At 74.7% G+C, this 18,104-nt stretch carries 13 protein-coding genes; 2 read left to right on the top strand and 11 right to left on the bottom strand.

The features are described 5' to 3' along the window. Positions 1-42: 42 nt before the first annotated feature. The 5 genes from BUE45_RS16340 to BUE45_RS16320 form a co-directional block, all read right to left on the bottom strand. Positions 43-2,604: a ribonucleoside-diphosphate reductase subunit alpha gene (locus tag BUE45_RS16340; protein WP_073380195.1), complete on the bottom strand. Its 2,562-nt coding sequence runs from the start codon at positions 2,602-2,604 to the stop codon at positions 43-45. 933 nt (positions 2,605-3,537) lie between these two features. Next, the gene (locus BUE45_RS16335) at positions 3,538-3,813 is read right to left on the bottom strand and encodes a hypothetical protein (protein ID WP_143173382.1); all 276 of its coding nucleotides are present in this window, start codon (positions 3,811-3,813) and stop codon (positions 3,538-3,540) included. Between the two features lie 291 nt (positions 3,814-4,104). Beyond that, positions 4,105-4,668, bottom strand: a complete 564-nt coding sequence (locus BUE45_RS16330) for a hypothetical protein (protein ID WP_073380193.1) — start codon at positions 4,666-4,668, stop codon at positions 4,105-4,107. 32 nt (positions 4,669-4,700) lie between these two features. Next, complete coding sequence (locus BUE45_RS16325) at positions 4,701-6,350, bottom strand: NYN domain-containing protein (protein WP_073380192.1); 1,650 nt, start codon at positions 6,348-6,350, stop codon at positions 4,701-4,703. 195 nt (positions 6,351-6,545) lie between these two features. Continuing rightward, on the bottom strand, positions 6,546-9,359 hold the full coding sequence (locus BUE45_RS16320; RefSeq protein WP_073380191.1) for a sigma-70 family RNA polymerase sigma factor: 2,814 nt from the start codon (positions 9,357-9,359) through the stop codon (positions 6,546-6,548). Positions 9,360-9,549: 190 nt separating this feature from the next. Here BUE45_RS16320 and BUE45_RS16315 point away from each other — a divergent pair, with 190 nt between their 5' ends. Beyond that, positions 9,550-10,260 (top strand): nucleotidyl cyclase domain-containing protein, encoded by a 711-nt coding sequence (locus BUE45_RS16315; protein ID WP_073380190.1) that lies wholly within the window; start codon positions 9,550-9,552, stop codon positions 10,258-10,260. 255 nt (positions 10,261-10,515) lie between these two features. On the opposite strand, the gene BUE45_RS16310 is transcribed toward BUE45_RS16315, so the two are convergent. The 6 genes from BUE45_RS16310 to BUE45_RS16285 all read right to left on the bottom strand — a co-directional run bounded on the left by BUE45_RS16310 (position 10,516) and on the right by BUE45_RS16285 (position 17,112). After that, positions 10,516-12,036, bottom strand: a complete 1,521-nt coding sequence (locus BUE45_RS16310) for a hypothetical protein (RefSeq protein WP_073380189.1) — start codon at positions 12,034-12,036, stop codon at positions 10,516-10,518. A gap of 1,055 nt (positions 12,037-13,091) precedes the next feature. Continuing rightward, positions 13,092-13,973, bottom strand: coding sequence for an ATPase (locus BUE45_RS16305; protein WP_073380188.1), 882 nt, complete (start codon positions 13,971-13,973; stop codon positions 13,092-13,094). 11 nt (positions 13,974-13,984) lie between these two features. Beyond that, entirely contained in the window at positions 13,985-15,310 is a 1,326-nt protein-coding gene (gene eccD / locus BUE45_RS16300; protein ID WP_073380187.1) for a type VII secretion integral membrane protein EccD, read from the bottom strand. Between the two features lie 105 nt (positions 15,311-15,415). Continuing rightward, the gene (locus tag BUE45_RS16295) at positions 15,416-16,393 is read right to left on the bottom strand and encodes a TNT domain-containing protein (RefSeq protein ID WP_073380186.1); all 978 of its coding nucleotides are present in this window, start codon (positions 16,391-16,393) and stop codon (positions 15,416-15,418) included. Positions 16,394-16,454: 61 nt separating this feature from the next. Then, positions 16,455-16,748: a pore-forming ESAT-6 family protein gene (locus BUE45_RS16290; RefSeq protein ID WP_073380185.1), complete on the bottom strand. Its 294-nt coding sequence runs from the start codon at positions 16,746-16,748 to the stop codon at positions 16,455-16,457. 34 nt (positions 16,749-16,782) lie between these two features. Then, positions 16,783-17,112, bottom strand: coding sequence for a hypothetical protein (locus tag BUE45_RS16285; protein ID WP_073380184.1), 330 nt, complete (start codon positions 17,110-17,112; stop codon positions 16,783-16,785). Positions 17,113-17,693: 581 nt separating this feature from the next. On the opposite strand from BUE45_RS16285, the gene BUE45_RS16280 reads away from it, so the two are divergent. Next, positions 17,694-18,074: a DUF6507 family protein gene (locus tag BUE45_RS16280; RefSeq protein ID WP_073380183.1), complete on the top strand. Its 381-nt coding sequence runs from the start codon at positions 17,694-17,696 to the stop codon at positions 18,072-18,074. Positions 18,075-18,104: the final 30 nt, after the last annotated feature.

Below are 18,104 nucleotides of genomic sequence, written 5' to 3'. Positions count from 1 at the left end.
GGGCGGCCGAGGTCGCGTCGCGGCCCGCGGGGGCCGCGGGTCCTACTGGCAGGCCTCGCACTCGGGGTCGTCGATGGAGCAGGCCTGCCCCTCGACGATCTCGAACTCGTCCTCGACGGGCTCGGCGACGGGCGCCGGGCGCTCGGCCGCCACCGGGGCGGGCGCCGGGACCGGGGCCGGGACCGGGACCGGGGCGGGGGCGGGGGCGACCGGGGTCGCCGAGACCGCGTTGAGGCGGCCGTCGGTGCCCTTGATCGTGCTCTTCTCCACGTGGGTGGCGCTCTGCGAACGCAGGTAGTAGGTGGTCTTGAGACCGGAGCGCCAGGCGCGGCGGTACAGGGCGTCCAGCTTCTTGCCGCTGGGGGCCGCCATGTACAGGTTGAGCGACTGCGCCTGGTCGATCCACTTCTGGCGGCGGGCGCCGGCGTCGACCAGCCAGTCGGGGTCGACCTCGAACGCGGTGGCGTACAGCGCCTTCAGGTCGTCCGGCACGCGGTCGATCCGGCCGAGGCTGCCGTCGTGCAGCTTGAGCTGGGAGACCATGTCCTCGTCCCACAGGCCGCGGGCCTTGAGGTCGCGGACCAGGTAGTCGTTGGCGACGGTGAAGTCGCCGGACATGTTCGACTTGACGAACAGGTTGCGGTAGACCGGCTCGATCGACTGGTTGACGCCGGTGATGTTGGCGATGGTCGCGGTGGGCGCGATCGCCATCACGTTGGAGTTGCGCATACCGGTCTTCTTGACCTTCTCGCGCAGCGAGAACCAGTCGAGGGTCTGGCCGCGGTCCATGTCGAGGTCGCCGCCGCGCTCCTTGGCGAGCAGGCGCACGGAGTCGATGGGCAGGATGCCCTGGCTCCACAGCGAGCCCTCGAAGCTCTCGTAGGCGCCGCGCTCGGCCGCCAGCTCCACGGAGGCCTCGATGGCGTGGTAGCTGATGAGCTCCATGCTCTCGTCGGCGAACTCCACGGCTCCCTGGGAGGAGTAGGGCAGGCGCAGCTTGAACAGCGCGTCCTGGAAGCCCATCAGGCCCAGGCCCACGGGGCGGTGGCGCATGTTGGCGCGCTCGGCCTCGGGGATCGTGTAGAAGTTCACGTCGATGACGTTGTCGAGCATCCGCACGGCGGTGCGGACGGTGCGGCGCAGGCGCTCGACGTCGATGCCGTCGGGGCCGGTGTGCTGGGCCAGGTTCACCGAGCCCAGGTTGCAGACCGCGACCTCTTCGGAGTTCGTGTTGAGCGTGATCTCGGTGCACAGGTTGGAGGAGTGCACCACGCCCACGTGCTGCTGCGGCGAGCGCAGGTTGGACGGGTCCTTGAAGGTGATCCAGGGGTGGCCCGTCTCGAACAGCATGGTGAGCATGCGGCGCCACAGGTCGACGGCGCGGACCCGCTTGAAGACCTTGACGCGGCCCTCGTCGGCGGCCTTCTCGTAGGCGGCGTAGGCCTCGGCGAAGGCGGTGCCGTACAGGTCGTGCAGCTCGGGGACCTCGTTGGGCGAGAACAGCGTCCACTGGCCGTCCTGCTCGACCCGCTGCATGAACAGGTCCGGAACCCAGTTCGCGGTGTTCATGTCGTGGGTGCGGCGGCGCTCGTCGCCGGTGTTCTTGCGCAGGTCGAGGAATTCCTCGATGTCGATGTGCCAGGTCTCCAGGTAGGCGCAGACGGCGCCCTTGCGCTTGCCGCCCTGGTTGACCGCGACCGCCGTGTCGTTGGCGATCTTCAGGAACGGGACGACGCCCTGGCTCTTGCCGTTGGTGCCCTTGATGTGGGAGCCCAGGCCCCGGACCGGGGTCCAGTCGTTGCCGAGCCCGCCGGAGTACTTGGACAGCATCGCGTTGTTGCTGATGCCGTGGAAGATCTGCTGGAGGTCGTCACCGATGGTGGTGAGGAAGCAGGAGGACAGCTGGGCGCGCACCGTGCCGGAGTTGAACAGGGTGGGCGTGGAGGCCATGAAGTCGAACGAGGACAGCAGCTCGTAGAACTCGATCGCGCGGGCCTCGCGGTCGTCCTCGTTGAGGGCCAGGCCCATGGCGACGCGCATGAAGAACGCCTGCGGCAGCTCGTAGCGGGTGCCGTCGCTGTGCAGGAAGTAGCGGTCGTACAGCGTCTGGAGCCCGAGGAAGGTGAACTGCTCGTCGCGGTCGGCGTGCAGGGCCTTGCCCAGGCGCCCCAGGTCGAACTTGGCCAGGGCCGGGTCGAGCTGGCCCAGGTCGATGCCGCGGCTGACGTACGCGGGCAGGTAGGTCGCGTAGCGCTCGGACATGTCGGTCTGGGTGGCGGCCTCGGGGACCCCGGAGACGAAGCTCAGGGCCTCGCTGCGCAGCTTGTCCAGCAGCAGGCGGGCGGCGACGTAGGAGTAGTCCGGGTCGACCTCGACGTAGCTGCGGGCGGCCATGATGAGGGCCAGTTCGACCTCGGAGTCGGGGATGCCGGGGTACAGGCCGCGACGGGCCTCCGCCAGGACCTTGTCCGCCGAAACACCGTCCAGCCGCGCACAGGCCTCGGTCACGACGCGCTCGATCCGGTCGAGAGCGGCGGGGGGCGCGCCCTCGGTGGTCGGCTCGGGCCGAACGGATGCGGGCGCTGCCTCGACGTCCAGGGTCATAAAGCGGCTCCAACCTCGAATAGAAGAAGTCCCGGCGGGGTGGGGACGGTGTCTCAGGGTCGTGCGGCGCCCGCCGGGCGGCCGACGCACCGGGTGCGTGCGGTCGTCGCGGCGTGTCACGGGTCGCCCTCTCCCAAGCCCCCGTTCCCTGCAAGCGCAGCACGGCTATGCGTGCGCGCCGGTGTTCGGTTCTCGTTCGCGCGGGCCGTCGTCCGGCCGCCCGGGAACTCGGGGGTTCCGGGCCGGTCGCGGCGGTCGCGTCACACTGATCCGGCAGGGTCGGGACCGGGATCTCTCCGGCGTTCCCTGCCACCCCGAAAGGTGAAGCACCAGCGGGAGTAGATACTACATCTAGGGGCTAGTGCTAGGAACCACCGCAAGATAATGGCGTGTCGTTGATTTTTCACGTTCTTCGATGATCGTCGAACTCGCCCTCGGGACGTGGTATGGGGACACACGTCCGGGCACGTGGAACGGCATCGCCGGGGGTCCGGAACGGGCCCGGGAAGGGTACCCGGGCGGCCCGTCGGAGGGGCGGTCGTGGCAAGCCTAAGACTCTCGCGGAGCGGTTCGCGCCCGACCCCGACCCGGAGCGGGTCCGGCGGGCCCCGCAAGCCCCGTACCGCGCGGCCGGACGGGCTCCGAGAACCTGGTGTACCCGGTCGACGCGGGGCGTCCGCGCGGGTCCCGCCGGGGCCCGCCGGGGCCCGGAGCGACCTCGGTCACCTTCTTCTCGGGCGTGTCGCACACGGACCCGGACATCCCCGGACACCCGGCCCCGCGACACGCCCGGGCCGGGGCGCGGATCCGGGCCGGGGCGGTCCCGGCGCGTGCCGGCGGGCCCGCGCGGGCTCCCGGGCCGGGAGGCCGTCGGTGAGCACGGCGCCCCCCGTCCACACGGGGACGGGGGGCGCCGTACGGCGGTCGGACCGGTCAGTCGTCCGGGGAGCCCTTGAACAGCGCGCCGAGGACGGGCAGGGCCCCCAGGAGGGAGCCCCACCCCCGCCGCGGAGCCGCTCCGCCCCGCGGCGGCGAGGGGTCCGGGACCGCGGACTCCAGGTCCCGGCCCGCGAAGTTGTAGGTGACCCGGTTGTTGTCGCCGTTGATGACGGGAGGGGGGAGGGTGTGCGCCGGCGCCGTGCAGGCGCCGCCCGCCCCGGACGCGTCCACCGGATGCGCGCGGTTCGACGGGCTCGTCTCAGATGCCATAGTGTCGTCCTCGATCAGATCCCAGCACAGGATCGCCTCGGTGCCCCGCTCTTCCTCGCACGAAGGCGGGGCGCTCCTCTTCGGCCGGCCCGCGGTGCGCGGGGCCGGCCCGCCTCGGGCGCTTCTCCACGAGGCCGGCCAAGAGAGTACATCCCAGGCCTCTTCTGAGGAACCGCCACAAAATGGTCGTGTGCCGCTGTTTTCTCACATTGATCGACGTCCATCGAACACGGAGCGCACACGCCGCCCCGCGGGCCCGCCTTCGCGGGGGGCGGCGGGCGCGCCCCCGGGTCACTCCTCGTCGAGGCGGCGGTCGAGGTCGTCCTCGGGCAGGCCGAGGTCGGCCCGGATGCGGAAGCGGATGCGCAGCAGCTCCCACAGCAGGTCGTTGACGTAGGGCGTGAGGTCGCGGCCGAGGAACCGCCGCGCCCCCTCGGTGGCCCACCGCTCGGCGCCCGCGAGGTCGTCGTGTGCGTACAGGGCCTCGGCGACGTGCAGGTAGGTCTGGAGCCCGCGCGGCTCCTCGCTCTCCAGCCGCTTGAGCTGCGCGCCGGCCCGGTCGATCTCGTCGAGCTGGAGCAGGGCCCCCGCGCTCAGGGCGCGGGCGTCGATGACCGTGGCCCCGCCGTCGTCGATCGCCCGCTGGTACGCGGCGCAGGCGCGCTCGTACTCCTGGGCGATCTCCCACTGCTCACCCGCCCTGACGAACAGCTCCGCGCGGGAGATCTCGCTTCCCGCGTCGACCCGGTTGGCCAGGTCGAGGAGCCGGGCGGCGACCTCGCCGTGTTCGCCCGAACGGACGGCGTGGAATTCCAGGCGGTCGAGTTCCGCCGTCGTCACGCGGGTCACCCGCATCGTCCCCTCCACCTTCCGACTCGCACGCGGCGCTAGCGCCTGGCACGCTCCAGTGCGTGCCAGAACCCTTGGCGCAGTCCGTCCCGCACCTCGTCGCGCAACAGGTGGTCTATCGGCAGTGAGGACCCCTGGAGCAGACGCGCCTCCAGGTCGGAGGGCATCCGGGGCCTGCGGGCGAGGACGGCCTCGACCCACAGGGCGGGAGCCTCGCGTGCGATCGACTCCGCGAAGTCGTTCCCCTCCCGGCGCGCGACATGCACCGCTTCGTCAACGGTATGCGCGCCGGAGGGCATCTGCTGGGGATATCCGGGACCGGGCCGGGATTCGCGGTATCCGGACGTCCCGAACCCGGTCTCATGGGCGGGACCAGTCGGCGGTGCGCCCCCGTAGGGGCCCACCCCGCCGTGGGAGGCGGCGTCAGTTGCCGTACTGGTCCCATAGGTAGGGTTTGCGTCGTTCGCACCCCCGTACCCGGGTTCGTTCCCTCCGGGGAACCGCGGGTCCTGTGGCTGCCCGCCTCTGGGTGGCGCGTGCCCCGGCCGCCCGTCCTCGGCGAAGGAGCGCTGGGGCCCCGTCCCGTTGGCGAACGACTGCTGCGGCCCGGTGCCCGCCGCGAAGGACTGCTGTGGCCCCGTCCCCGCGGTGAACGCCTGCTGCGGCCCGGTCATCGGCGGCGGCGCCTGCCGGCCGGGCACCCCGTACCCGCCCTGGTCGCCGTACCCGCCCTGCTCCGGCCGGAGCGAGGGGTGGCTCCCCGTGGCCGGCGGGTAGCCCCCGGCCTGCGGCGGGTACCCGCCGGTGCCGTTGGCGGCCGGTTGGCCCCCCGAGGGGAAGCCGTTGGCGTCGATGCCACCGCCGCGGGCCTCGCCGCCCGGCCCGGCGAGGTGGTCCCCGCCGCGCTGCTGGGCCAGGGTGCGGCGCATGGCGCGCAGCTGCTCCATGGCGGTGCCCTGCGCGACCGCCTGTTCGCCGGTCCCGGCGAACATCGCCTCCAGGCCGCCGGTGGAGGTGTCGACCGGCTCCACCCGGGATCCCCCGGGCTGGGCGGTGGCGACGGGCCGGCGCGGGGTCTCGGGGGCGGAGCGCCCGCGCCCGTTCGCGAACGGGGTGGTGGTCTTGGCCGCGGTCTCCTGCGGGGCGGCGCCGCCCGACAGCAGGCTGACGTGCGGGCGCAGGTGGCCGGCGCCGATCTCGATGAGGTCGTCGCACTCGCGGCGCAACGCCCGGGAGATGGTCCAGTTGCCCTCGACCGAGACGTGCACGACGGTGACGCGCACACCCGCGTCCTGGACCTCGGCGACCACCGGGGCCATGTCCTCGTCCCCGCTGACCAGGACCACGTCGCACAGGGCGCCGGTCCGGACCAGGTTGGCGAGGTCGCGCTGGACGTAGCTCTCGACGCCCTCGCGCCGGCCCGGTCTGATCCGCGCGGCGCGGAACTTCACGCCGGGGATGTCCGCGATGCCCTCCTGCTCCTGGGTGCGGCGGTCGTCGGAGACCGCCTCGTACCAGTAGCAGCGCAGCAAGGGCAGGCCGGTGCGGTCGCGTGCGACCTCGTTGAGGAACTGCACGAGACCGGAGTAGTCCCAGGAGACGGAGTCCCGGTTGCGGGTTCCGTGCACGGCCATCGCGCCGTCCGCGAGAAGGTATCCCGCGTCGACGAACAACGCGCAACGGTCCACGACATCGCCCCCTTCCCTGTTGACTCTGGGGCCATATCCATGACCGGGCCACAGCCTAGCCAAGTCTGTCTGGTTTTGCGTGGCCCTTGCGAACACGGACAGTCACGGTTCGGAGAACCCACCGTGAGGAACCGCGGTGGGGCGGCACGGCGGGCGCCTCCCCGAAACCCGGACCCCCTTGGTGGGAACGGGGTTTCAGGTGCGCATCGGTGCCACCAGGGCGACCACCCCGGCCAGGACCGCGTCCTGTTCCGACAGGATTCGGATGTCCGTTTCCCTGCCCAGCACGGGAGCGAATCGGACCACGTCGGTGCCGAAGGCCATCGGGTCCCCCACGGCGCCCCGGGCCGATCCGACGAACACGTTGTCGGCGGTGCCGTACCCTGCGACCGGGGCGGCCACCGCCCCGTCCACGGTCACGCGGTCGCCGCCCAGGTCGGCGTCCCCCTCCCAGGCGACCACGTCCACCTGTGCGGCCACCGACGCCGGCAGCAGGCCGGACACCGGGAAGCGCAGCCCCGTGGAGTCGTGGAACACCGCACCGGTCTCGTCCAGCACCATCGCCTGGTTGTAGGAGCCGATCGCCGGGTCCTCGACCACGACCACCAGGCTCCAGCCCGCGTAGAGGGCGCGCCCCTCCAGGGCAGGGATGTCGCCGACCCACCACTGCCCGCCGCCCTGGGCCCGCACCAGGCCGGTGACGTCGGCGAAGGCCTGGTAGGCCGGGAAGCCCGGCAGCTCGGCGGAGCGCACGTCGGTGGCGGTGACCGTGTGGTAGACGTCCTCCGCCGGGCCCTTGATCCGCGCGGTGTGCGCGCCGTGGGAGCCCGCCGCCGAGAAGTACAGGCCCGCCCAGCGGACCCGGCCGCCCTCGGGCAGGTTCCATACGGCGGAGCTGGAGGAGGCGGTGCCCTCGTTCGCGTCGTCGTCGCGCGGGGCCATGACCCAGTTGTCGTTGTCCCGGGCGTCCCCCTGACGCTCGCGCGCCTGGGCGCACGGGCCGTCCGAGAGGGGGCCGGGCTCGGGGGAGGGCTCGGGGTCGTAGCCCCGGGGGGTCGCGCCGCCGGGTTCCGTGACCGCATCGTCATCGGGACCGGCCTCGGGGACCGGCGGAGCCCCCTCCGGCTCGGAGGGCTCAGCGCCCCCTTCCTCCTCCGGGGACACGGGGGTACCGGGCAGGATCCCGTCCGGCCCGGGGCCGGGCACGACCGGGTCCGGGTCGCGGGGCGCGCGGGACAGGTCGGCGTCCTCCTCCGGCTCCGGGGATCCCGGGACCGCGGGCGGGGCCGGAGAGGGCTCCGTTCCCGGCGACGCACCCGGGGCCCCGGGGACCCCGGGGCGGCCCCACCACGGCCAGGGCCACGTGCCCTCGGGTTCGGTGCAGGTCATCAGGGAGTTGCCGACGGTCTCCACCGCCACCCGGCCCGCGGTCGCGTACCGGGCGGGGACCCCCTCGGCGGTGACGCCGCGCTCCCCGGTGGCGGCCGCGCTGACCGCGCCCGAGGACACCGTCGCCGTCGCGGGGACGTCGAGCTCGGCGTCCGGGGACACGGTCACGTCGAAGAAGTAGGTGCTGTTCTCGCCCGCGCCCATCGCCGGGCGCGCGCACTCGCCGCCGCCGGAACCCGCCGCGCAGCTCCAGTCGCCCTCGCCGTCGGCCATCCGCACCGCGTTGCCCGCGCCGCCCGAGGCCGCCATCTCCACGCCGGGGGGCAGCGTGATCATGGCGAGGACCTCGACGAGCGTGGGCGCGCCCAGGTTGCGCACGTCCAGGACCATGATCCCGGAGCCGCCCGGGACCAGGGCCCCCACCGGGTCGATGCCCACCGCGAACAGCGGCTCGGGCGCCTCCTCGGCCGGGACCTCCTCCTCGGGGACGTCGGCGGGGGGCACCGCCGGGGCCGGGTCGTCCGGTCTCGGGCGGTTCTGCGGGTCGGGATCGGGGGGGCCGGCCTCCGGGTCCCGCGCAGGCGGGGCGCCCGGGAGCGGGGGCGCGCCCTGCGGGGAGTCCGGGTCTGCGCCCGGCGCGGGCGGCACCGCCGGCGGGACCTGGGCCGGGGCCGCCTCGTTCGCGGGGGGCACCGGCGTCTGGCCGCCCACCAGCGCCAGCGCGACCGCCACCGCCACCCCGGCCGCGGCGACGCCGCCCGCCGTGGCCTGCTGCTGACGGCGCGACATCCGGTTCCACCAGGCGCCCGTGACCGCGCCGCCGGGGGTGAGCGCGAGGTAGCCGGTGGCTCCGACGCCGACCACCATGGGCAGGATCACGCCGCGCAGGCCGACGTTGACGTCCATCAGCTCCGCGTACACCTCGCGGCAGTCCGCGCAGCCGTCCAGGTGCTTGTCGACCTTGGCGGTGTCGCGCTTGGACAGGCCGCCCCGGACGTAACCGCCGAGCAGCCCCACCGTGGGCCGGCAGGCCTCGGCGACGGCGCCGCCCGCCAGGTGCATCTGGAGGTAGGCCTGCCGCAGGCCCTCCCGGGCCCGGTAGGCCAGGGCGGCGACGCCGTTGGGGTTCAGGCCCAGGATGGCGGCGGCCTCCGAGGGCTTGGCGCCCTCGATCTCGGTGTGCCACAGCACCGCCTGCCAGCGTTCGGGCAGGGAGAGGAAGGCGCGGGCGATCAGCGAGCGCTCCAGGCCCTCCAGCGCGGGGTCCACGAAGGGGACGCCCGGGTCCAGGCTGTCCATGTCGTCGGTGACGACCTGGCGCTTCTCCCCGCGCCCGCGGTCGTAGGCGGCGTTGCGGACCGCGGTCAGCAGGTACGGCCGGAAGGAGTCCGTGGGGCCCTTGCCGCGCTGGATGACGCTGAGCACCCGGGTGAACGCCTCGGCCACCGCGTCCTCCACCTCCGCGTCACCGCGGAGCAGCTGCCGGGCGAGGCCGCGGGCACAGGCGGCATGGCGCTCGTACAGCACGGCGTAGGCGGCGGTCTCGCCGTCGCGCACACGCCGGATGTACTCGGCGTCACCCGTCAGTACCTCAGTGTGGTCAGCCTCGGCGTCGGACACCCGAACGTCCCTTTCTCGCATGTGCGGGGGAGCCGGGGAAGGGGGGCTTCCGGCCGGCGGAGAAACACGTCAAAGAAATATCCCGTATCCGCGTCATGGCCGCCACCGATCTCCGTAATCAGGGTGAGCGCGCGCGGGAGGGCCTGTTGCGGGGGCACGGGCCCGACCGCGCGCCGGGAAGGGAGGAAACATGGCGGAGACGGGCACCGTAGCAGTTCACGGGCTGCGCGCTCCATGGGAGCGCAGGAGCCGGGAGACCGGTTGGGCGTCGCCGGACGAGTGGTGGACGCCGGCCGTCGACCTGGTGTGCGCCGCGTTCCTCGTCGGCGGGGACCTGCCGCAGGCCTGTGAACGGCTGGGCCGGGCCCGGGCGCGCGCCGGCCTGGGGATCGGCGAGAGCCTGACCGACATGGCCGCGTTCACCGAGGTGGCGGGGTGGCGCGATCCGCCGATGGACCTGGTCCGGGCGCTGGCCGAGGGCTGGGCCGAGGAGGGCCGGGACCACGGCGACACGTGCCTGGACCCGCTGACCGGGCTGGGCACCCCGGCGTACCTGAGGACCCGGCTGGGCGAGCTGTACCGCGGCGCGGAGGACGTGGGCCACCGCCTGGTCGTGCTGCTGCTCGACCCGGCGCTGGACCCGTGGCGGCGGGCGGCGCGGATGATCGTGCTCGCGTACGAGCTGTCCCGGTTCTTCACCCGCGGCGAGTCCGTCTGCGTGCTGGGGCGGGGCCGGATCGCGGTGCTGGCCCCGGAGGTCCCCGAGCTGGACGGCGAACTGGACCTGCTGCGCCGAGGTCCCGGCTGGGAGCACGGGGCGGCGGTGTGGGCGACGCCGCTGCCGGAGACCCACCACGAGGCCCTGTCGATGATCGGCTTCCTCGAAGGGCGGTCGCCGTGACCCCGTGAACGCCGCCCGGCACCGCGCGGCCCGCCTTGAGGGGGGCTGGGCCCGGTGCCGGGCGGTAGGGCCGACCGGGTTCCGCCGAGGGGACGGACCGGATCGGCCCCGCCGGGCGACGCCCGCGGACCTTCTGGCCCCGAGGGGCGGTCCGCGCCGCCCGGTGAAGAGGGGGCGCCGTCACGGCGCCCCGGGAGGCGCGTCCGCTGGGGAGGTGGGCGCGCCTCCTTCCTCCTGTGAACCGATGACGGGATGTCAGCCCGGGTTGACCCGGCCGCGGGTGACGGTGAAGACCGCGCGTTTCCACACGGAGTCCGGGACGGGCTTGACCTCGGCGAGGCGCTGCTCGTAGCCGCCGGGGGCGGCGTAGGCCGGGGCGAAGGAGTCCGCGGCGCGGCCGGAGAGGAAAGCGGACGCGGCGTCCCCCGAGCCGAAGTAGGAGGCCGCACCGGCGGAGGCCGTCACCGACCCGCGCTCCGACACGACACCGGAGGGGGCGGGGCCGGTGTGCCGCGCGGCCCGCTCGTGGGGGTCTCCGGCGGCGTCCGGCCCCCGCCGGTCGACGGTCGCGGGCTGCTCGGAGGTAGGCGGGGCGTAGAGGTCGGCGTACGGGACCCCTTCCGCCCGCGCCCCGGCACCCCGGGCGTCGGCCGGCTCCCCGGCCACAGCGTCTGCGGGCTCGGTAGCTGCGGGCTCGGCGTCGGCCGCCGCAGCGGCCCGCCCTCCGGCCACCCCGCTGCCGGCAGAGCCGTCGCCCGTCTCCCGCGCCTCGACCACCACGGCGTCCGCACCACCGTCGGGCGCATCCCCGCCCGCAGCGGCCACCCGCGTCCCGGACACCCCGCCGCCGGCGACGCCGGCGTGCGGAACCGCACCGGTCTCGGACGCACCGGCGGCGGCGTCCGCCCCGTGCATCCCGGAAGCCCCGGCATCGGCAGGGCCGTCAGGCGCAGCGGCCGGCCCCCCGGCCACCCCGCCGACGGCAAGGCCGGAGTACCGGGCCCCCTCGGGCCCGGGCGTACCGCCCCGGTCGTCCGCCCCGTCCGACCCGGCCGCCGCAGCGTCGACACGGCCGACGGCCTCCTCCCGCACCGGCGGCGCGGCGGGCGGTTCGGCCTCCCCGGCCGCCGCGCGTGCGGCGCCCGCCGGGGCGGCGGCCTCCGCGTCCAGCCGCACCGTGTCCCCCGCGGGGTCGAGGGCGGCCCCGGTCTGCGCTTCGGTGTCCGCGGGCCCCCCGTCCGCCCCGCGGACGTCGTGCGCGCGGTCCGCCGGAGCCGCGTCGGGAGCGGAATCGGGCCGGGGCCGCGCCTCCGTCTCCGGGGAGAACAGCGACACCCCCCGGTACAGCAGGGCACCCTCGTCCCCGGGTTCCGGCCCGGTCTCCGGTTCGGGGGCGGGCTCGGGAGCCGTCTCCGCCGCCGGGGACACGGACGGTTCCGCCTCCCGGCCGGGAGGGCTCTCCTCTCCCTCCTCCTTCAGCTCCGCGCGGGCCCGGCGGTCGGAGCCCATCACGAGGAAGACGTCCGTCTCCTCGGCGTCCGGGTCGGTCGGCTCCTCCTGCCCCCACACGTTGATGACGTTCGGATCCGCCGGACGCGGCTGGCCGACCACCCGCGGAGCGCGGGTCCAGCCCTGGGCCGCGGGCGGCTCGGGGCGCCCCCGCTCCGGAGCGGGGGCCCAGGGCGCCGCCGGCGGAGCCGCGGAGGCCTGCGGCCCGGACACGTCGTGCCGGGGTTCCGGCTCCGGGAACCAGGGCGGCGCCTCCCGCTGGGGCATGGGCGTACCGCTGAGGAAGGCCTCGACGACCGAGTCCTGGGCGTAGGGGCGCGGCGGTTGCGGGCCGGGCGGGTGCCCTTCCCGGGGACGGTCGTGCTCGTGGGGCCGCCGCCCCGGCACGAAGCCCTGGTGTCCGGGCCGCGCCGGGTCGCGGTATCCCGGGGCGGGCTGTCCGCCGGACGGCGCGCCCCACCCGGGCTGCCCGCCCGACGAGGGGTTCCCGCCCTGGGCGGGACCGTTCCCGTGCGGGCCGCCCTGCTCCGGTCGGCCCCCCGGTGGCGGCCCCCACGCCTGCTGTCCGCCGGACGGAGCGTGCGGATCCGGCCGTCCGCCCGAAGGGGCGGCCCACCCCTGCCGGTCACCGGAGGGAGCGTGCGGATCCGGCCGCCCGGCCGGGGGGCCGCCCCGTCCCGGCCGACCGTCGGAGGGCTGGTCCGGCTGCGGGCCGTCCCCCGGCGGAGGCCCCCAGCCCTGGTGTCCGCCGGAGGGGACGTGCGGATCCGGCTGCCCGCCGGAGGGCGCACCCCACCCGGGCCGCCCCCCGGACGGCGCGTTCGGATGCGGCTGCCCGCCGGAGGGCGCCGCCCACCCGGGCCGCCCCCCGGGCGGTCCGCCCCGCGCCGGGGTTCCTCCGGGCGGGCCGCCCTGCCGTCCTCCCGAGGGGGCGCCGTGCCCGTGCCGTCCGCCGGGAGGGGTGCCCGGGCCCGTCCGTCCCCCCGAGGGCTCCTCCCACCCCGGTCGGCCTCCGGACGGCGCACCCGGGGCGCCGTCCCCGTACCGTGCGCCCGGATCCGTGCCCCATCCCCACTGCCCGCCCGAGGACACACCCCGGTCCACGTGCCCGGATGTCGGGAACCACCCCTGGTGCGCACCGGAGGGGGCGCGCCCCGGCGCCTCCGCTCCGGGGGCGGGGTGCCCGCCGGACGGCTCCGTCCACCCCGGCCGGCCGCCGGGCGGCGTGTTCGGGTCGGGCCGGGCGTACGCCGGGGGCGGGATCTCGCCCTCCGGGACGTACGGCTCCCCGTCGACCGGCTCCCGGTCCTTCTCGTTCCGGTTCATCGTCCGCTCCCCGTGCTCGGGCCGCCGTCGATCGCTCGGTCCAGGGCGGCCACCGCCACCGCCTGCACCAGCCGGTGCGTGCTCTCGGCGATCCGGCGCGGCAGCACCGCCGTCCCCTGCGCCAGGTGGCGGTCGTGCGGCAGGGCGACCACCTCTGCGCCGCTCTCGGCGATGATCCGCGCCGTGCGCGCCACGTCCAGGCCCCGGTCCTCGCCGCGCTCCTGGTCCAGGACCACCACCACGGTCCGTCCGGCCTCCTGCTCGCGCCCCTGGGCCGCCATCACGTCCAGTTCCCGGCCGACCCGCAGCACCGCGTCGCGGGTCGCCCGCACCACGCGGACCCGCGCGTGCGCTCCCCGGGCCACCGTCTCCAGGAACCCGCCGCCGTGCTCGCCCGCCACCAGGGTCACCCCGAAGAACCGGGACACCGGAAGCAGCGCCAAAGTGTAAGCGCGGGTGTCGGCCGGGTCGGTCCGCGCCGTCCAGAGCCGTTCGGTGACCTCCCCCAGGCCCTCGCACACCGTCTCGAACACGGCGGCGTCCGCCCGCCCCAGGTCCCCCGGCCCCGCCGCACCCAGCCGGTCGGCCAGCGAGGGCTCCCGGCCGATGGCGTCCACCGCCAGCACCCGGTCGTGGCGGAAGTGGGCCAGGGCCCGGGCCATGAGCGCCGTCACGACCGCGGCGTCGGCGCCGGTCCCGAGGTCGTCGACGGCGATCCGCCGCCCGGTGGACGTGGAACGCTGCAACCCGGCGCCCAGTTCGATGGCGCGGGCCATCTCGTCCACCGGCCGGAACGGCCGCAGCACGGCCCGCCCGGCCCGGCGCACCCACGGGTCGCCGGACACCGGCGCCGCCTGCCCGACCTGTTCGGTGTTCATCGGTCCCCCGCTCAGAACGTGTCGAGAAGGCGCTGGTAGGTGCCGAAGGCGCCGATGGCCAGCGGCACCAGCACCACGACGGCGACCGCCTCGAACCTGCTGGTGATCCCGCGCAGCCGGGCCCGCACGTGCTCGGGCTGTTCCACGGACAGCACCACCGCGGGAATGGCGGCGGCGGCCGCGGCGACGCCCAGTGCCGGCCACACCCCCCACGAGTACGCCTGTGTCCAGGAGAAGAGGAACGCCGCCAGCACCACCAGGCTCGCCGCCGTGAGCGCCGCCTTCTGCGCCACCAGGGGGAACAGCCGGGCCCGGCTGGCCACCACGATGGCCAGCACCGCGGACAGCCCGGCCGTCCACGGGTCGAAGTGCGTGGCGAGCCCGATGCCCGCGGTGGCCGTGGCCACCGCCACGGCGAGGGTGGCGATGACGAGGCTGCGGTGGGCGCCGGCGACGGAGGCGAGCACGTCGCCGCGGGCCACCGAGTCCCCGGAGCTGCGCCTGTCGTCCAGCACCGCCAGCCCGGAGAACATCAGGGCCAGGCGCAGCAGCATGCTGAGCAGCACCACGCACGCCACGGTCATCACGGCCGCGACCTGGTACGCGGGAAGTCCCAGCGCGGCCGCCCCCGACCAGACCACGGCCAGGACCAGACCGGTGCCGCCGCCGGTGAGCCCGCCCCGGCCCAGGCCGGAGGTGAGGCCGAGCAGCAGGACGAGGAGGGCCACGAGGGCGGCGAGCCCGCCCCAGCGCGCCCACTCCGGCCAGCCGAAGAGATCGCTGGCCAGCCACAGGGTGAGACCGCCGACGGCGGCCCCGGCGATGGAGAGTGCGGTGCCCAGCGGCTCGCGCCAGGTGGGACCGAGCGCGGCCCCGGCCACCATGAGCAGCGCCGCGACCGCGGCGAGGCCGACCATGCCGCCGGTGGAGGGCGCGTACAGGTGCGCGGTCCAGGCACCGGTGAGGGCGAGGGCGACGAGCGAACCGGTGGCGGTCCACCGGGCCGCCACGGGGTTCCAGCGGCCGGCGTGGTCGTCGATCGCCTTGGAGACGGCCTCGGGGACCTCGTGCACGACCGGTGCGGGGACCGGCTCCTCGGCCCGGACCAGGCGCAGCACCGCCCCGTCGGCGATCTGCCGGTCGGCGAGGGTGGTGTCGCCCTCCAGGACGGCCCCGGACGCGGTGACCAGGTGGCGCAGGCGCGCCGGGTTCTCGACGGGGTCGCCGAGGAGTTCGAGCACCTCCGGCATGAGCGCGCCCACGGGTTCCGCCGCGGGCAGGACCGCGTCGACCCTGCGCTCCTCGCCGACGAGAGTCACGCGGCTCCAAGCGGTCATTGCCTTCCCATCCTGCCGTGTTCGCCGTGTCGTTGTTCTTCGCCGCACCGCCGTTGCGCGGTGCGCGGTCGTTCTTCGCTGTGCCGGGCCCGCGGGGCCGGCGGGTCAGGCGGGCGCGTCGGTGACGGCGACGCGTTCGACGTAGCCGTTGCCGATGAGCCAGCGGAGGGTGGGCACGGGCGGCACCTCGCCGAACCCGGCGGTGTCCAGGGTGAACCGGACGGCGCCCCCGGGGGAGTCCCCGTCGGCCGGGGCGGTCGTGGCGGTCACCTGGAAGGGGTGGATCACCCGGTAGCGGTGGTAGAGGGTGTTCCCGTCGGCGTCGGTGCGGGCGTACCCGGGCAGTCCGCGTTCGTCGAAGGGCGTGCCGTCCGGGTAGAGGCGGCGGCCGCTCTCCTGGCCGAAGGCGTCCACCACGTTGCCGGGTTCGAGGGTGTGCAGGTAGGAGCCGCCGCTGCGCTGTTCGAGGTTTCCGCGGACGTCGTCGACGAGTGCGGCGGTGTTCTCGGCGACCTCGGCCTCCTCGGCGGTGCCGAGCCGCTCGGGGGCGGCCTCGGTGGTGGCCAGTTCGCGGTGGAGCCAGCGCACGGTCTCGTCCTCGGTGCTGAACTCGGGCCCGGCGCGGCCCTGGTCGTAGTCCATGACGGACACCGACAGGTAGCCCTCCCCGTCCGCGGTGACGAGGTAGTAGCCGTCGACGGTGCCGGTTTCGGGCCGGGGGTCCCCGGGGAGCACGTACAGGCTCTCGGGGACCCCGGCCGCGTCCAGTTCGGCCCGCAGGTGGTCGAAGGTGACCTCGGCACCCACCCAGTCGCCGGGGGTGGAGGCGAGCGCGCGGTCGGCGGGACCGGACGCCGCCTGCTCCTGCTCGATGCGCTGGGAGCCCAGCTGGTGGCTGACGAAGGACCAGCCGACCGTCCCGCCGCAGACCACGGCGGCGAGGCAGGCGCTGATCAGCACCTTGGCGATGTTCTCGTCGAGGCGGCGCCGGGTGCGCTGCCCGCCGAAGAGCACGGCCTCGCGCAGCCGCTGTCGGCGTACGGCGACGGACTCCAGCAGCTGGCTGTCGTAGTCGCGTGCCACCCGTGCTCCTCGTCGCTTCTCGTTCCCGTACCGGGCCCCGTCCGGGGCGCCGGACGCGGCGTCAGATGTTCTGGACCGCGGAGTTGGCGCGGCTCAGGGTCTCCTGCGCGGTGGAGTCGTTGGTCTCCAGGGTCTCGCGGACCAGCCGGATGATCTCACGGACCTCGTTGGCCGCGTTGTGCCACTTGAGTTCCTTGGCGCTGTACTCCTCGGAGACACCGGTGGCCTCGAACTCGGCCATGGCGGAGCTGACGTCGGTGTCGCGCTCGCCGATGATGCCCTCGAGCCGGTTCATGATGGTGTTGATGTTGCCCTGGGCCTCCTGGGAGGCCCCGACGTCGTACGCGTTCTTCATCTGGAAGCTCCTCGGGGGTGCGGTGGCCGAAGGGTCAGCGGAACTTGGCGGCGTCGAAGTTGGCCGCGCCCATGCTGGCGTTGGCGTCGTCGGCCATGGTGTCCGAACCGCTGACGAACGCGGTGTTCATGCCCTCCTGGCCGACCTGGATGGAGCCGAGGCCGGCCCTCAGGTCGGCGGTGATCCCGTCGGCCCGCGTCTTGAACGAGTCGAAGGCGGCCTTGCCCGCACCGTCGAACTTGCCGACGAGCGGTTCGGCCGCCTGGACGAGTTGCTGGATCAGCGAGCTGAGCTCATCGCCCGAGCCCGAGGTGCTCTGCCCCAGAGTGGCCAGCGTCGTGTCGCCGACTTCCCAACGTGACATCCGTTCACCTGCTTCTTTCTCGGGGGTCCTCGCGAGGCTGTCGCCTCCCGTAGAAGGAGGATGCACAGGGGGTGCCGACAGTTCGAAAGAGGGCCCGCGGAGTCGCATAAGAGACCCGATGACCCCGAAAGGGAGGAACTGCATACTACAAGCGGTCACGGTCCGAGAAATAGTCATGTCGGCAACCTGTGGACAAAGGGGTGGCGCTCGGTGAAGTTCGAGGTCGTGGAGTCCGAGGACTGGGACGGGGTACCGGAGGTCGGGGGCGCGGAGCCGTCCGCCGATCCCTCCCCCCCGACGGATACCGGAGAAGGCGGACCCGGCGCGGGCGATCCCGCCCGAGATCGGATCGAACGTATTGCGGAGCACGTGAATTCGCAGGTCAAAGCGGATATCGCAACAACGCGCGCCGCTCTCGGAAAACTGTGGGCGACGGTCGCCGCCACGAATACGCCCGAGAGTGACTCTGGTCACATCGAGGAGTCGGGGGCCGACGCTCCCCCGGCGGAGTTCCGCCCCTGCGCCTTCTCCCCCGCACCCCCTGCCCCTTCTGTCCCCTCCGACGATGAGAGCGAGCACCCGTGAGCGCTTGGGATATCGATCCCGCCCGGGTCGGCGGGGTCCTGGAGACCACTCTGGGCCACCTGGGCGACGAGGAGGGCGGCTCCGGGCTGACCCGTGGTCTGACCCGGTTGGAGACGCATCTGGGCAACGCCGTGGAGGAGAGCGGCAGCGGCATCGTCTCCGAAGCCCTGGGACGGTTCGCCGAGCACTACTTCGGCGTCCTGGGCGGCATGGCCGAGACGACCCTGCGCGCGGTCGGCGGGGCCTACGAGGCCACGAACCACTACGTGGCGGGAAACCTGGAGATGGCGGCCCAGGCCCAGCTCAACGCCGGACGCGAACCCGCCACCGAGGCCACCCCCTCGGCGGGCGGCGGGCAGCGGCCCCACTACCGCTGACCCGGCACCCCTGTTCCACCCGTCTCCTGC

This window comes from Nocardiopsis flavescens, from assembly GCF_900141985.1.
GTDB lineage: Bacteria > Actinomycetota > Actinomycetes > Streptosporangiales > Streptosporangiaceae > Nocardiopsis > Nocardiopsis flavescens.
Note: the sequence above shows the minus strand (reverse complement) of the source record. Positions and strands in the feature narration are given on the sequence as shown.